We start from the raw sequence: 15,171 nt of genomic DNA, 5'->3' as shown, positions 1-15,171 counted from the left end.
TCTGATGTGTTGCGGATTGCTTCGGGATTCTGCTTCGAGATGGCGGCCCTATTCATGGTGTGCAGTCGCGAGAGTTCGATGCGCGACCGGCGGTCGCCGGTCGCGCATCGAGGAGTTCTGATCAGCGGGAAGGGTGCTGGCGTCGACGGAGGCGTCCGGCGGTGAGCGTGGCTCCGGCGGCGGTGAGGAGGAGTCCTGCTGCGACCACGAGCAAGGGGGTGCCGCTTGATCCGGTGGTCGCTAAGGTGCCGCTCGGGGTGCTGCTCGGGATGACCGGTGCGGCATTGACGTTCAACGTGACCGGAAGCGAGGCGTCCGGCGCGGTTCCGTTGGACGCGGTGACGGTGAATGCGAACGATCCGGTTTGCGTCGGGGTTCCGGAGAGCGTTCCGTCTGCCGCGAGGGTGAGCCCGGGCGGGAGAGAGCCTGCGGTCAGCGAGACGTGGGGTGCGGGGAATCCGGAGGTTGTGAACGGGTATGCATATGCCGTTCCCGTCACGGCTGCCGGCGGACTCCCCGCGATGGTCGGCGTGGTGCTCACTTCGATCGATACCGGGAGGGATGCGTCCGGATCAAAGCCGTTGGATGCGGTGACGGTGAATTCAAAGGTGCCGGCTTGGGTGGGTGTTCCTGACAGCACTCCGTCCACCGAGAGTGACAGGCCAGGCGGCAGGGAGCCCGCAGTGAGGGAGATGTCGGGTGCGGGGAACCCGGATGTGGTGAACGGGAACGAGTATGCCTCCCCGGCGACGGCCGGTGGCGGGCTGCCGGCGATGGTCGGAGCCGCGTTGACATCCAGTGTGACCGGGAGCGTAACGTCGGGGTCGACTCCGTTCGAGCCTGTGATGGTGAACGTGAAGGTTCCGCCCTGGGTGGGTGTTCCGGAGAGAACTCCGTCCGCGGAGAGGGACAGCCCGGGCGGAAGAGCACCTGCCGTCACGGAAAGATCGGGCAGCGGGATTCCTTGCCTGGTGTACGTGAAGGAATACTCCACGCCCGTCGTGCCGGCAGGAGCGACACCTGTCACCTGTACTGGCGCAGACACCCCGGGTGCGACACCCTCCGGAGCGGCCAGGCCGTCACCGACGGTGGTTTGAACGCCATCCGCCGCGATCTTCAACACCTGACTCTCGGAGGTATTGGCGATGTACACGGCCCCCGAGTCGTCTACCGCAACTCCGAACGGATGGTTCACGCCCATCCCCACGTATGTTTGGCTGCCATCCGGCGCGACCTTCACCACCTGGCTGGCTTCTTGGTCAGCGATGTACACCGTCCCGGAGTCATCCACCGCTACTGCTTGCGGATAGTTCAAGTCGGTGCCCACGGTCGTCTCCGTGCCATCCGACGCGACCTTCAGTACGCGGTGATTACCGGAGTCGGCGATGTAGACCGCCCCAGCTTGGTCAACCGCCACTCCGTAGGGATAGCGCAGGCCGGTACCGACAGTGGTCGGCGTGCCATCCGTCGCGATCTTCACCACACGCCACATGTCGGTGTCGGCGATGTAGACCGCCCCGGACGCGTCGACTGCGACGCCGAATGGGCGGCTGAGGTCGGAAGTCACCGTGGTTTGACTGCCATCGGCGGCGACCTTCACGACGCGACTGTTGAACGTGTCGGCGATATACACCTGGCCGGATTCATCGACCGCCACCCCTGACGGAAAGGTCAGACCTGAGCCCACCGTGGTTTGACGGCCGTCCGGGGCGAGCTTCACCACGCGATTGTTGTTCGTGTCGGCGATGTACGTGTAGGTGGCCGGTGTCTCGGCGAACGCGCGGTCAGCACCGGACGCCCAGCCGCCACCGATCAGCAGAGCACTCGCGATGGCCGCGACTGTCACACCCGACATCAAACGAAAATTCAAAGATAAGCGCACTCGTCAACAATACACTGGTATACCGCTAATCCAAAATGTGAGTATGCTGAGTTACAGGATCTTCGGTAGGCTTCCTCGCCGAGTCGTTCTCGCCACCCGCGAACCGATAATGTGAATCCGTCTGATGCGTGTGATCGGGGGGACCAGCGTGACGACTGCAGCCGACGCCGCGCGGGTGAACGCGATCGCCGACTATGCGCTGATCGGCGAGCCGCCTCTCCTGGATCTGCAGGGTCTCGTACAGCTCGCCTCGACGATCTGCGGGGTCTCGACCGCGGTCATCAACATCATCGACGACCGGTTCCAGCATCAGGTCGCGTCAGTCGGCTTCACTCCTGCCACCTGCGAGCGCGAGGACTCGATGTGCGCCGTCGTGCTGGAGCATCCCGGTCTCGTCGTGGTTCCGGATGCCCGTGAAGATGATCGTTTCGCGCTCAACCCGTTCGTGACGGGGGAGATCGCGCAGGTGCGCTTCTACGCGTCGAGCCCCGTTGTCACGCCGGCGGGGGTTGCGATCGGCACGTTGTGTGTCTTCGATGAAGACACCGGCGATCTCACCGCCGAGCACAGCCGCGCGCTCGATCTTCTGGCACATCAGGTGGCGGAGGTCTTGGAGCTGCGCCGACTCACGCGCGAACTCGGAGAGTCGAACCAGCAACTCGAGCGCTTCGCCCTCCAGGTGAGCCACGACCTGCGTAACCCGCTCACCGCCCTCTCCGGGTTCCTCGAGCTCGCCGCAGACAGCCCCGAGATGGTGAACGCCCCGCATGCCGCGCGGAGCCTCGCCCGCGCCGAATCGGCCGCGGATCGGATGAGCATGATGGTCTCCGATCTCCTGGACTACGCCCGTGTGGGCGGCGCGAAGCCCCGGCGCGTGCCGGTCGACCTCGAGCAGGTCGTCCGCGCTGTGCTCGAAGACCTTGACGCCGCGCTCACGCAGGCCGGCGCGCGGGTCGTGGTGGATGCGTCGGTCGAAGTCACCGGCGACCCCACTCTCCTTCGCGCCCTCGTGCAGAATCTCGTCGGCAACGCGGTGAAGTTCAGTGCCGAGGGCGGCCGGGCGCCGCGCATCGAGGTGACGGCACGCATGTTTGCGGGCGGGTGGCGCATCACCGTCGACGACGATGGCCCCGGTGTTCCCCTCACCGATCGCGACCGCGTCTTCGAGCTCATGGAGCGGGGTTCGGATGCTGGGGCCCCGGGCCTTGGGATCGGCCTGTCCACCTGCAACAGGATCGTGGAGTCGCACGGGGGTCGAATCGGCATCGAAGATTCTGTGCTCGGTGGCGCGAGCGTCTGGGTGGTGCTGCCGGCCGGCGACTGAACGGCGGACTGCTCAGCAGCCGAAAGATCTCATTCCGCGTAAGACCCGGTGCCCCGGGGGCCCCGTTCATCGACCGAGCGAGGCGCGGGGAATGGATCGGCAGGGGAGAGAGCGGTCGGCACTGGGGTTTTCAGTGCTGACCCCCTTCACCGTGACGTCCGCTTGTGTCGCCGAAGGGGTCCGCGGAAGAGGGCGGCTCCGATAGCGGTGAGGAGGAGTCCCCCGGTGATTGCCGGCCAGGGGGTGCCGCTCGAGCCGGTGGCAGCCAAGCCGCCGCTCGGGATGACCGGTGTGTTGCCCGGGATGATCGGCGCGGCGGTGACGTCGAGTGTGAGGGGGAGGGTGGCGTCGGGTTCGGTGCCGTTGGAGGCGGTGAGGGTGAACGCGAAGGAGCCGGTCTGGGTGGGTGTTCCGGACAGGACTCCGTCTGCGGAGAGGGTGAGGCCTGGCGGGAGGGAACCCGCAGTGATCGAGGTGGTCGGGTTGGGGGTTCCGGTGGTGGTGAACGGGTAGGAGTATGCGGTTCCGGTGACTGCTCCCGGCGGGTTGCCGGTGAGCGTCGGGGCGGCGGTGACGTCGAGTGTGAGGGGGAGGGTGGCGTCGGGTTCGGTGCCGTTGGAGGCGGTGAGGGTGAACGCGAAGGTTCCGGTCTGGGTGGGTGTTCCGGACAGGACTCCGTCTGCGGAGAGGGTGAGGCCTGGCGGGAGGGAACCCGCAGTGATCGAGGTGGTCGGGGTGGGGGTTCCGGTGGTGGTGAACGGGTAGGAGTATGCGGTCCCGGTGACTGCTCCCGGCGGGTTGCCGGTGAGTGTCGGCGCGGCGGTGACGTCGAGCGTTTCAGGGAAGGATACGTCGGGGTCCACTCCGTTGGAGGCCGTGATGGTGAACGCAAAGGAGCCGGCTTGGGTGGGCGTTCCGGAGAGCACCCCGTCTGCGGAGAGGGCGAGGCCCGCCGGGAGGGAGCCCGAGGTCACCGAAAGCTGAGGGAGCGGGATGCCCCGCCTGCCGTAGGTGAAGGAGTACCCCACACCCGGTGCCGCCGCGGGAGCGACCCCGGTCACTTCTACCGGCGCGGACACCCCCGCTGCTACTCCAAACGGTTGGCTCAGGCCTCTGCCGATGGTGGTTTGACGTCCATCCGCAGCGATCTTCACGACTCGCAGAAGATCGGTGTCAGTGACATAGACCGATCCGGACGCATCCACCGCCACACCGAATGGGCGACCCAGAGCTGAACCCACATAGGTTTGTCCGCTGCCTGCGGCGTACTTCACTATCTCGGGGTTTTCCATGTCGGCGATGTACACGGCCCCGGATCCATCGACCGCGACCCCCGACGGAGCGCTCAGGCCGGAGCCGACGCTGCTCTGACTGCCGTCCGTGGCGACCTTCAGAACTCGGCTGTTGTGTGTATCAGCGACGTAAACGGTTCCTGATGGGTCCACCGCGACGCCGAAGAACGGGCTGCTCAGTCCAGAAGCCACGATGGTCTGGCTGCCGTCCGGGGCGACCTTCACCACGCGGCCATTGTCGGAGTCGGCGATGTAGATCATCCCGGATCCGTCTACGGCAACTCCGTAGGGATGGTGGAGGCCAGAACCAAAAGAGGTCTGCGTGCCGTCCGCGGCGACCTTCACCACGCGGTCGTGACCCGTGTCGGCGATGTACACGTCTCCAGAGCTGTCCACTGCTACGCCCGCTGGATAGCTCAGGCCGGAAGCCACGGTCACCTGCGCGCCGTCCGGGGCGACCTTCACCACTCGATCGTTGGATAGGTCCGTGATGTAGGTGTATACGGGTGGTGCGGCGGCCGATGCCTGGTCGGCACCGGAAATCCACCCCCCGCCGACGAGCACGACGCCCGCAATGGCCGCGACCGTGGCGCCCGACAGCATTCGCAATTTCACAGAGAAGCGCATTCACCAATACTATACTGATATATCAAAAAGGGTGAATGCGATATCGAACTGTCGCCATAACAGGATCCGCAGAGTGCACCTACCGCGACCGGGTCGGGCGAGGTGCGCTCTGCGGGCGCGGGCCTATTCGGACGGAGGGAGAAGAGGAGCTTGCGAGCCGCTGCCGAACGTGAAGTCCCAACCGATTTCCGGGGCCGGGGCTCGGTCGTCCGCCGCGATCGCGACAGACGGCGCGGTCTCGAGCGGCGCGGCCTGCGCCGCGGAGGGGAGGACGATACTGGCGACGAGGCCCGGGAGCATCACACCTGCAAGAACAAGCGCGCTTCGACGTTTCATGTATGCACCAACTTTCTGTAGGGAATACCAATATATTAAGGGGCCTCTTCATGCCACGGCAATTTCTCGCGCGGGGTATCCAACTCGTACAAACGCTCCGGCATCTTGTACCGCGCGTCCATCGGCGCGGAGAGGCGCGGGCGGCAGAATGAGCACGACACGTCCAGAGCGGATGCCGAAGCATCCGTGTGCGAGGAGGCCCCCACATGACCGACACCCGTGAATCCGCGCTGCTGGCGGCTGTGCCGGCAGGACTCTTCATCGGCGGGGAATGGGTGGACGCGGCCGACGGTCGCACGCTCGACGTCTTCGACCCCGCGACGGGCAAGGTCATCCGGACGATCGCGGACGCGAGCCCGGAAGACGGCATGAGGGCGCTCGATGCGGCGGTCGCGGCGCAGGCATCGTGGGCGGCGACGCCGGCTCGTGAGCGCGGCGAGATCCTGCGCCGCACATTCGATCTGCTGCAGGAGCGCAAAGAGGACTTCGCGTTGCTGATGACACTCGAGATGGGAAAGCCGCTCGCCGAGGCGCGCGGCGAGGTCGCGTACGGGGGCGAGTTCCTGCGCTGGTTCAGTGAAGAGGCCGCCCGCATCCAGGGCCGGTACGGCGCGAACCCCGAAGGCACCGGCCGGATGATCGTCTCGCAGCACCCCGTCGGCCCGTGCTTCCTCATCACGCCGTGGAACTTCCCGCTCGCGATGGCGACCCGCAAGATCGCGCCCGCCCTGGCCGCAGGGTGCACGGTCGTCATCAAGCCGGCCGAACTCACTCCGCTCACCACACTGGCGTTCGCGAAGCTCCTGGAGGACGCGGGCTTGCCCAAGGGCGTCGTGAACGTGTTCACGACCTCGACGTCGGGCGCCGTGTCGGGGCCGATCATCGCCGACTCGCGTCTGCGGAAGCTCTCTTTCACCGGGTCGACCCCGGTCGGCCAGAAGCTGATGGAGCAGGCCGCGAAGAACGTGCTGCGCACCTCGATGGAGCTCGGCGGCAACGCTCCGTTCGTGATCTTCGACGACGCCGACCTCGACAAGGCCGTCGACGGAGCGATCGCGGCGAAGTTCCGCAACATCGGGCAGGCGTGCACGGCGGCGAACCGGTTCATCGTGCACCGGTCGGTCGCCGATCAGTTCGCCCGGCGAGTGACCGAGCGGGTCGCGGGATTCAAGACCGGCCGCGGAACCGAGGACGGTGTGACGATCGGGCCCCTGATCAACGAGGCCGCGGTGGACAAAGCATCCGCTCTCGTCGATGACGCCGTCAAGCGCGGCGCGGTCGTCACCACGGGCGGATCACGGATCGACCGGGCCGGCACGTTCTACGAGGCGACCGTGGTCACGGACGTGAAGGCAGGCAGCGACATCCTCCGCGAGGAGATCTTCGGGCCGGTGCTCGCGATCGTGCCGTTCGACGACGAAGACGACGCCGTGCGCCTCGCGAACGACACCGAGTACGGACTCGTCTCGTACGTGTACACCGAGAGCCTCGCGCGCGGCCAGCGCATGATCGAGAGGCTCGAGACCGGGATGATGGGGCTCAACGTCGGTGTCGTCTCGAACGCGGCGGCACCTTTCGGCGGGTGGAAGATGTCGGGCCTGGGCCGCGAGGGCGGCGCCGAGGGCATCCACGAGTACCTCCAGACGAAGTACACGCTGACGCCGAACCCCTTCGCCTGAGCCGCAGAGGCGCGGAGGCTCCGGGATGTCGGTGGCATTCGCGATGATCGACGGATGAGCGCTCCGCAGGCGGTACAGCGCGTCCGAGACATGCGGCTGCGGTCGCACCGGCTCACGGCGCCCGTCGCGACCACCACCGCTGCTGCCGAGCACATGCTCGCGACCCAGGCTCAGGAGTTCTGGGGCGGGCGGTGGGCGCTCGCTGCCCGCACGAAGGGCGAGCCGACCCTGTCGGAGGTGGATGCGGCTTTCGATGACGGCACCCTCGTCCGATCGTGGACGGCGCGCGGCACGATCCACATCATCCCGTCGCGCCACCTGCACTGGGTGCTCGCGCTGACGGGTGAACGACAGTTCCGCGCAGCGGCGTCGCGGCATCGGAGACTGGGGCTCGGTGCCGGCGAGCTGGCGCGCGCCGAGGCGGCGATCACGTCGGCGTTGACAGGCGGCAATCGACTCTCCCGCTCCGAGGTGTTCGAGCTCTTGCGCGGAATCGGCATCGATCCGAGGGACCAGCGCGGAGTGCACGTGCTGTATGCCCTGTCGGTGCGCGGTGCGATCCTGCAGGGCCCTGTCGTGCCTCGCGAGGGCGCGCCGAGCCGCGAGCAGTACGTCATGATGGCCGACGAGTGGATCGTCGACCGGTGGACGCCTGAAGAGCCGCTCACTGAATTCTTCGTGCGCTACATCGTTTCGCACGGCCCGGCCGGAACCGCGGACTTCGCCTGGTGGGCCGGTCTCCCGATCGGGATGGCGCGTACCGCGGCCGCAGGGGAGGACCCTCGGCTTACGCGCATCGATGATGACCTGTGGGTCGCGAGCGACCTCCCACGGCGGCATCCGACCGCGCCCGAGGTGTTCGCACTGCCGCCGTTCGAGGAGTATTACCTGTCGTACGCCGACCGGTCGATCAGCTGTGCGCCCGAGCATGGCCCGGCCGTCATGACGGGCGGAGTCATGCGGCCGATCCTCGTGGCGCGGGGTGAGATCGTCGCGACCTGGAGTCACTCGCATTCGCTCGCCCGCCTGAACGCAGATCCGTCGGCCGAGCAACTCATCCGAGGCTCGATGACGGATGTCGAGGCATCCGGAGCACTCGAACGGTATCGGCGTTTCATGCGGGGGTGACCGGTCTGGCACACTGGGCACCGTGCCGCCCGCATCGAAGTCCCGCCGCTTCCGCGGACGAACAGTCGTCTGGGTCGTTTCGATCCTCGCGCTCTTCGCGGTGGTCTATGTGGGCGTCGTGTCGCTGTACGCCGCCGGAGACAGTCTGGAGAGCATCTCTGCGAGCGGTTGCGCCGAGGACGCGCCGAAGGATGCGGTGGTGCTCTCGTTCAGTCCGCAGTCGATGGATGCCGCGGGTGACAGGCTCAATGCGATCTACTCGGTCCTCGACTTCGGCCCCGTTCCTCAGGATGAAGCGGGATTCCTGAAAGATCCGCTGACCGTGATCGTCTTCCCGAATGACGGGTCGCGCAGCTTCACCGTCGCGGCCGGCCAGGTGCCGTCATCGCAGCCTCTCCGTCTGATCACGGACGGCTACATCGAGCAGTGGCCGTTCGACTCCCACTCCGTGGATGTCAGATTCCTCGCGGCGCAGACGGTGAACGGCGTCCTCACTCCGATCAAGACGGTCGTCTGCGGATCGGCGCATGTGCCGGGCTGGACGTTCGCCTCCGAGACCGTGAGCGGGAGTGACGATCTGATCGTCAACGGCGAGGCGCTGCCCGCCCTCCGGATCACCGCAACGCGCTCGAGCGCCACCGTCGCGTTCGGGATGGTCATCCTCGCCCTGATGATCGTCATGCCGGTGCTCTCGCTCACCGTCGCGATCCTCGCGTTCCGCGGTCGCCGCAAGGTCGAGGCGACGCTGATGAGCTGGATGGCGGCGGTGCTCTTCGCGACGATCCCGCTGCGGACCTTCCTTCCCGGCGCCCCGCCGATCGGGTCGTGGGTGGACTTCGTCGTCGTGCTGTGGGTGCTGGCCGCCCTCGTGACCGCGCTCGTGATCTACGTGATCGCGTGGGTGCGCTGGACTCCACCTGCTCCGCAGGCGCTGCCCGGACCGCCGGCTCCGCCGCCGACCTGATCCGCGCACGGCTGATGTCAGGCAGAAAGTTCGCAGATGACCGCGTCGCGACCATGTCCCGGACATGCGCCGGCGAGGGCTGGCGCAGATGTCCGGCTGGTTGCTGACGGAGGCCTGCGCCTCGACCGTTTTCCGGACGCGCCCTTCGGCGCCGAACGCGCCCATCCGGCCCGGCCGCGTCAGGCGTGCCGGTCGAGGAACGCGTAGACCTCGCTGTCGTCCACGCCGGGGAATGCGCCGCGGGGGAGCGGCGAGAACATCTGCATGTGCACGCGTGCGCTCGGCCAGGCCTTGCCCTCCCAGCGGCGGGTGACTTCGGCAGGGGCGCGGCGGCAGCACGACTCGTCGGGGCATGTCGAGGTCACCCGCTTGGACGCCTCACGGCCGCGGAACCACTTCGCGTCGTCGAACGGCACACCGACCGTGATCGAGAATTCGCCGTCCGAGGTGGTGCCGGTCTGCGTCGAGCACCAGAACGTCCCGTGGGGGGTGTCTGTGTACTGATAGTGCTCCGTCGTGCGGTTCTGCTCCTCGAATGCCGACCGGGCCAGGAACCGTCGGCAGGCGATCTGACCTTCGACGGCGCCCGTGACATCCATGGGCAGCGGAAGCTCGTCGTTCTCGTACACACGGGAGATCGCGCCCGAGCCGTCAACGCGGAGGAAATGGAGGGGGATATCGAGATGCTGCGTGAGCAGGTTGGTCATGCGCATCCCTGCCGCCTCGTGGGTCACGCCGAACGCGTCGCGGAAGTCTTCGACCGCGAGGTTGCGGTCTTTCTTGGCCTGCTGCAGGAACGCGACCGACGAGGTCTCGGGCATGAGGCAGCAGGCGGCGAAGTAGTTGATCTCGAGGCGCTGCTGCAGGAAGTCCGCATAGTCGGCAGGACGCTGGTGCCCGAGGAGCCGGTGGGCCATCGCCTGCAGCGCCATCGATCGCAGGCCGTGGCCGCCAGGAATCGAGGCGGGCGGCAGGTAGATCCGTCCGTTCTCGAGATCGGTGACCGAGCGCGCCGAGTGGGGGAGATCGTTGACGTAGATGAGTTCGAAGCCCAGCTGCTCCGCCATGATGCTGACCGTGCGGTGGGTGAGCGCCCCGGAGGTGTGACCCGCGGCCTTGAGCTGATTCTCGGCGAGCCTCTCGATCTCGGGGAGGTAGTTGTTGCGCTCACGCATGCGCAGTCGCAGCTCCGTGTTGGCGCGTCGCGCTTCTTCCGGAGTCGCGATCGCTTCGCGCTCGCGACGCTGCAGCTCACGATGGAGCCCCAGGATCGACTCGATCGTGTCGTCGCTCATGCCCTTCGTGATGCGCACAGGGGCGATGCCCAGCTGTCGGAACACCGAACCCGCCTGTGCGCGCTCCAGCTCGATCTCGAGGGCAGCGCGGTGGTTGGGCGGCTCGGGAGAGAGGAGCTGCGTCACTTCGATGCCGGCGACCTCTGCGATCGCCTGGAGGAGTGAGAGTTTGGGCTCACGCTTGCCGTTCTCGATGAGACTCAACTGGCTTCCGGCGACACCCACTCGGGCGCCGAGCTCATCGAGCGTGAAACCGTGGGCGACCCTCTCGTGGCGGATGCGGTGGCCAAGGGTGGCGAGTTCGAGCGATGACGGCGACATTCCTTGATGATATCTAAAGAATCACGATTCTTAAGCGTATTGGCGGTGGTAATTCTTCGGTCTACCACGGGATATTGGAGGAGAACTCGAATCCGTTCGTTGAAGGAGAACCGTCCATGGCTCTGGCCGACATCTTCACCCGCTCTGCGCCTCGTCCCGCGTCCCCGCGCGGTGCCGCCGTTCGTGACTTCGGCGCCCGTCCGGCCGTCGAGGGCGATGGCATGGCGGACCTCCTGGCCTGGGTCGACCGGATCGCTGCGCTCACGCAGCCGGACAGCATCCACTGGGTCGACGGCTCGCGCGCCGAGAACGACGCGCTGCTGCGGCAGATGGTCGACGAGGGCAAGCTCATAAAGCTCAATCCCGAGTGGCGCCCGGGCTCGTACCTCGCCCGTTCCCACCCGAGCGATGTGGCACGCACAGAGGGTCGCACCTTCATCGCCTCCGAGCGCGAGGTGGATGCGGGCCCTACGAACAACTGGGCCGACCCCGCCGAGATGCGCGCCACGATGGACGGCCTGTTCGAAGGATCGATGCGCGGCCGCACGATGTATGTCGTGCCCTTCTCGATGGGGGCGGTGGGCGGCCCGCTGTCTCACATCGGCGTGCAGATCACCGACAGCGCCTACGCGGTGTCGTCGATCGAGATCATGACCCGCGTCGGCACGGCCGTCGTGCGCGAGATCGCCGCCGGCGCGCCGTGGGTCAAGACGGTGCACTCGGTCGGTGCCCCGCTCGCACCCGGCGAGGAGGACGTCGCCTGGCCGTGCAACGACGAGAAGTACATCGTGCACTACCCCGAGACGCTCGAGGTGTGGTCGTACGGCTCGGGCTACGGCGGCAACGCCATTCTCGCCAAGAAGTGCTTCGCCCTGCGGATCGCCTCGGTCATCGGGCGCGACAACGGATGGCTCGCCGAGCACATGCTCCTGATTCGAGTGGTCGACCCGGCGGGACGCGCCTACCACCTCGCCGCGGCTTTCCCGTCGGCATGCGGCAAGACCAACCTCGCGATGCTGCGGCCGACGATTCCGGGCTGGCGGGTCGAGACGCTGGGCGACGACATCGCGTGGCTGCGCCCCGGCGAAGACGGGCGCCTGTGGGCGATCAATCCCGAAGCCGGCTTCTTCGGCGTCGCACCGGGTACGGGCGAATCGACGAACGTGACCGCCGTCGAGACGCTGTGGGGCAACACGATCTTCACGAACGTCGCGCTCCGCCCGGACGGTGACGTGTGGTGGGAGGGTCTGACCGACGAAGCGCCCCCGCACCTCATCGACTGGGAGGGCAACCCCTGGACGCCGGAGATGGGCCGGCCCGCTGCACACCCGAACTCGAGGTTCACGGTGGCGGCCGCCCAATGCCCCCAGATCGCCTCGGATTGGGACGCTCCGCAGGGCGTTCCGCTCGACGCGATCCTCTTCGGCGGTCGGCGTGCGACCAACGTGCCCCTCGTCCTCGAGGCGACAGACTGGACGCACGGGGTCTTCCTCGGTTCGACGATCTCCTCCGAGCGGACCGCCGCGGCCGAGGGGACGGTCGGCGAACTCCGCCGCGATCCTTTCGCGATGCTGCCGTTCTGCGGCTACAACATGGCCGACTACTTCGGTCACTGGATCAGCATCGGCCAGAAGCTTCGGTTCGACCGCGCGCCTCGCGTTTTCCAGGTGAACTGGTTCCGCAAGGGGTCCGACGGTCGCTTCCTCTGGCCGGGATTCGGCGACAACTCGCGGGTCATCGATTGGATCATCCGCCGGATCGACGGCGAGGTGGGTGCGGTCGAGAGTCCGATCGGTCGCCTCCCCGTGGCATCCGATCTGGATCTATCCGGCATCGACGTTCCCCAGGCCGATCTCGATGAGCTCTTCGCGGTCGACACCGCGTCGTGGCTTCGTGAGACCGACCTCACCGAGGAGTTCTACGACACCTTCGACGGTCGGATCCCGCCGGCATTGCAGTCCGAGCTGGCGGCCCTGCGGTACCGCCTGAAAGCGGCGCAGGACGCCTGACGCGCTTCACGTGGTCCCCGCGCGGCCACCCCCGGCCGCAGGCTTGCGGAAGGAGGGTGCGAGTGTGTCAGACCAGCAGCTGGTGGCGCGCGAGATCCCGATAGAGCGGAGTGGATTCCACAAGCTCCGAGTGCGTGCCCTGCCCCACGACGCGGCCATGATCGAGCACGACGATGTGGTCGCTGTCGACCACCGTCGACAGGCGATGGGCGATCACGATGAGCGTGCGCCCCTCGGCGACCGCGTCGATCGCGTCGCGCATCCGCTGCTCGTTGAGACCGTCGAGCGAAGACGTCGATTCGTCCAGGAGCAGGATCGGCGCGGCCGCAAGCAGGGCCCGCGCGATCGCGAGGCGCTGACGCTCGCCGCCCGAGAGCATGACGCCGCCCTCGCCGACCTCTGCGTCGACCCCGAGAGGACTGCGCTCGAGCACCTCGCCGAGGTTGACCGCCCGCAGCACGCGTTCGCAGTCGGCATCGGATGCCTCGGGTGAGGCGAGCCGGAGATTGTCGGCGATCGTTCCGGCGAGCGTCGGCGCGTCCTGTTCGACATAGCCGAAACGGGCGCGCAGTTCGTCGCGCTCGAGGGCACGGATGTCGACGCCGTCCACGAGGATCGCCCCGGCCGTCGGGTCGTAGAAGCGCTCGATGAGCGAGAGCGTCGTGCTCTTTCCCGCGCCCGACGGCCCGACGAGTGCCACCCTGCTGCCGCGCGGCACCCGGAACGAGACGCCCTGCAGGACTCCCGGTTGCGCGAGGTCGCCGTGCAGGGGTGCTGACTCGCCGTCCTGGACGACGGTGACCGATGACGTCGCCGGATCCACGTGCGCGTTCTCGAGGACGCGCACGGCCTCGGCCTCAGCGGCGGCGCGGGCCGCGACGACGTTCTCGGGGTAGGAGAAGTGCACGTCGACGAATTCGATCGCGGCCGGGGCGGCAGCATCCGGTCGGATCGAGGTACCGGGAAGGGACGCGGCGACTGCTGCGTCGGAGTCCGACTCGACCGGGAGGTCGAGCACCTCCTGGATGCGGCCGAGTGCGCCGAGGGCCTGATTGACCGAGGTGATCGCCCCAAAGGTCGAACCCAGCGGCGCGATGAGCATGAAGAGGAACATGATGAACGTGACCAGGCTCGCGATCGGGATGGCACCGGAGGCGACGCGGAATCCGCCCACCCCGAGCACGACGAGCAGCGACACCTGGAGCGCGATGCTCGCGACGGGGAGGACGAGCGCGGACACCTTCGCGATGCGGACCCCGACCGTATAGGCCTCGGTCGCGCGCTCGGTGACGCTCTGGACCTCGCGCTCGGTCGCCCCGGCCGCCCGGACGGTGCGGATCGAACCGATCGCGCGCTCGACGCCCGATGCGAGTTCGCCGACCTTGACCTGCTGCTCGGTCGAGGCGACGCGGATACGACCGCTGAGCAGGACGACGCCGACGACCGACGCTCCGATGACGATCACGATGATGGCGAGGAGCACCGGGTCGATGATCGCCATCGCGATCAGCGCGCCGAGGAAGATCAGGGCGTTGCCGATCGCGTCGGCGAGTCCCTGCGTCAGAACGGCATACAGGAGGGTGGTGTCGGTGCCGACCCGCGAGACCAGGTCGCCGGTGCGACGCGCATCGAACTCGCTGATCGGAAGGTGCAGGATCCGGGCGATCAGCTTGCGACGACTGGAGTAGACGACCGCCGTACCGGTGCGCTGGAGCAGGAAGTGCTGGAATCCGGAGATCAGCGCGGCGACGACGACGAAGGCGACCAGTGCCCACACCAGCATCCCGAGCGCCTCGTTGTTCTGGACCCGGGTGATCAGCTGCCCGACGAGGAGCGGTTGCACGAGCGTGGCGATCGCGCCGAGGATGCTGAGCACGGCAACGACGATGAGCGTGCGCCTGTGCTCGAAGATGAAAGGCAGGAGCTGACGGAAGGTCGCCCTCGGGCCGGCGGGCTCTTTGCCTCTGAGCCGAGATCGTCCGGTGCGGGCGGTGGTGCTGGTGGACATGACTCTTCCTTGCGTTCCTCTGGGGCGAAGCAGGGGGTGGAACCCTACCTTCGACCGTACTTCTTGTGCGCAGCCTGCCGGGTCACACCCAGCGCGGCCGCGATGGCCTGCCACGAGTAGCCCTGCACGCGGGCCCGGCGCACCTGCACCTCTTCGGCGCGGGCGATCTCTCGGCGCACCGCGGCGAGCCGATGCAGTTCGGCGATCGGCTCGCCCTCGGCGGCCGATCCGACGAGGGTGCGGATATCGTCGCTGCTCATTTCGTCAACGGTAGTTGACAGAGTCGGATGTTGTCAATCCAGGTTG

The 15,171-nt window shown here is 67.3% G+C and carries 10 protein-coding genes; 5 read left to right on the top strand and 5 right to left on the bottom strand.

The window, feature by feature from the left end; translation table 11 throughout:
- Positions 1–121: 121 nt before the first annotated feature.
- Positions 122–1,855 (bottom strand): putative Ig domain-containing protein, encoded by a 1,734-nt coding sequence (locus tag F6B43_RS06890; protein ID WP_150448075.1) that lies wholly within the window; start codon positions 1,853–1,855, stop codon positions 122–124.
- 175 nt (positions 1,856–2,030) lie between these two features.
- On the opposite strand from F6B43_RS06890, the gene F6B43_RS06885 reads away from it, so the two are divergent.
- On the top strand, positions 2,031–3,206 hold the full coding sequence (locus F6B43_RS06885) for a sensor histidine kinase (protein WP_246159824.1): 1,176 nt from the start codon (positions 2,031–2,033) through the stop codon (positions 3,204–3,206).
- A 146-nt stretch (positions 3,207–3,352) separates the two neighbouring features.
- On the opposite strand, the gene F6B43_RS06880 is transcribed toward F6B43_RS06885, so the two are convergent.
- A complete protein-coding gene (locus F6B43_RS06880; protein ID WP_150448074.1) occupies positions 3,353–5,125 on the bottom strand; it encodes an NHL repeat-containing protein in 1,773 nt (590 codons plus the stop codon).
- Positions 5,126–5,667: 542 nt separating this feature from the next.
- On the opposite strand from F6B43_RS06880, the gene F6B43_RS06875 reads away from it, so the two are divergent.
- The 3 genes from F6B43_RS06875 to F6B43_RS06865 are packed head-to-tail and all read left to right on the top strand — an operon-like array spanning position 5,668 to position 9,232.
- Entirely contained in the window at positions 5,668–7,140 is a 1,473-nt protein-coding gene (locus tag F6B43_RS06875) for an NAD-dependent succinate-semialdehyde dehydrogenase (protein ID WP_150448073.1), read from the top strand.
- Positions 7,141–7,194: 54 nt separating this feature from the next.
- Positions 7,195–8,268: a winged helix DNA-binding domain-containing protein gene (locus F6B43_RS06870; RefSeq protein WP_150448072.1), complete on the top strand. Its 1,074-nt coding sequence runs from the start codon at positions 7,195–7,197 to the stop codon at positions 8,266–8,268.
- A 22-nt stretch (positions 8,269–8,290) separates the two neighbouring features.
- Positions 8,291–9,232: a DUF4436 family protein gene (locus F6B43_RS06865; protein WP_170285577.1), complete on the top strand. Its 942-nt coding sequence runs from the start codon at positions 8,291–8,293 to the stop codon at positions 9,230–9,232.
- 179 nt (positions 9,233–9,411) lie between these two features.
- Here F6B43_RS06865 and F6B43_RS06860 read toward each other — a convergent pair whose 3' ends face one another.
- Positions 9,412–10,848: an XRE family transcriptional regulator gene (locus tag F6B43_RS06860; protein WP_150448070.1), complete on the bottom strand. Its 1,437-nt coding sequence runs from the start codon at positions 10,846–10,848 to the stop codon at positions 9,412–9,414.
- 116 nt (positions 10,849–10,964) lie between these two features.
- Here F6B43_RS06860 and F6B43_RS06855 point away from each other — a divergent pair, with 116 nt between their 5' ends.
- A complete protein-coding gene (locus F6B43_RS06855; protein ID WP_150448069.1) occupies positions 10,965–12,857 on the top strand; it encodes a phosphoenolpyruvate carboxykinase (GTP) in 1,893 nt (630 codons plus the stop codon).
- A 67-nt stretch (positions 12,858–12,924) separates the two neighbouring features.
- Here the strand turns inward: F6B43_RS06855 and F6B43_RS06850 are convergent, their stop codons facing one another.
- Together F6B43_RS06850 and F6B43_RS06845 are read right to left on the bottom strand one after the other, a co-directional pair.
- On the bottom strand, positions 12,925–14,865 hold the full coding sequence (locus F6B43_RS06850) for an ABC transporter ATP-binding protein (protein WP_150448068.1): 1,941 nt from the start codon (positions 14,863–14,865) through the stop codon (positions 12,925–12,927).
- Between the two features lie 44 nt (positions 14,866–14,909).
- On the bottom strand, positions 14,910–15,125 hold the full coding sequence (locus F6B43_RS06845) for an AsnC family protein (protein WP_150448067.1): 216 nt from the start codon (positions 15,123–15,125) through the stop codon (positions 14,910–14,912).
- Between the last annotated feature and the right edge of the window lie 46 nt (positions 15,126–15,171).

It is taken from the genome of Microbacterium rhizomatis (genome assembly GCF_008710745.1).
In the GTDB taxonomy this organism is placed as follows: domain Bacteria; phylum Actinomycetota; class Actinomycetes; order Actinomycetales; family Microbacteriaceae; genus Microbacterium; species Microbacterium rhizomatis.
This window is presented reverse-complemented; position numbering and strand designations above follow the sequence as displayed.

Bases quoted from the DNA above. Each gene is read 5' to 3' on its own strand.
- F6B43_RS06855 (WP_150448069.1), top strand. From the start codon at position 10,965: ATGGCTCTGGCCGACATCTTCACCCGCTCTGCGCCTCGTCCCGCGTCC.
- F6B43_RS06875 (WP_150448073.1), top strand. From the start codon at position 5,668: ATGACCGACACCCGTGAATCCGCGCTGCTGGCGGCTGTGCCGGCAGGA.
- F6B43_RS06850 (WP_150448068.1), bottom strand. From the start codon at position 14,865: ATGTCCACCAGCACCACCGCCCGCACCGGACGATCTCGGCTCAGAGGC.
- F6B43_RS06860 (WP_150448070.1), bottom strand. From the start codon at position 10,848: ATGTCGCCGTCATCGCTCGAACTCGCCACCCTTGGCCACCGCATCCGC.
- F6B43_RS06845 (WP_150448067.1), bottom strand. From the start codon at position 15,125: ATGAGCAGCGACGATATCCGCACCCTCGTCGGATCGGCCGCCGAGGGC.
- F6B43_RS06870 (WP_150448072.1), top strand. From the start codon at position 7,195: ATGAGCGCTCCGCAGGCGGTACAGCGCGTCCGAGACATGCGGCTGCGG.
- F6B43_RS06890 (WP_150448075.1), bottom strand. From the start codon at position 1,855: ATGTCGGGTGTGACAGTCGCGGCCATCGCGAGTGCTCTGCTGATCGGT.
- F6B43_RS06880 (WP_150448074.1), bottom strand. From the start codon at position 5,125: ATGCGCTTCTCTGTGAAATTGCGAATGCTGTCGGGCGCCACGGTCGCG.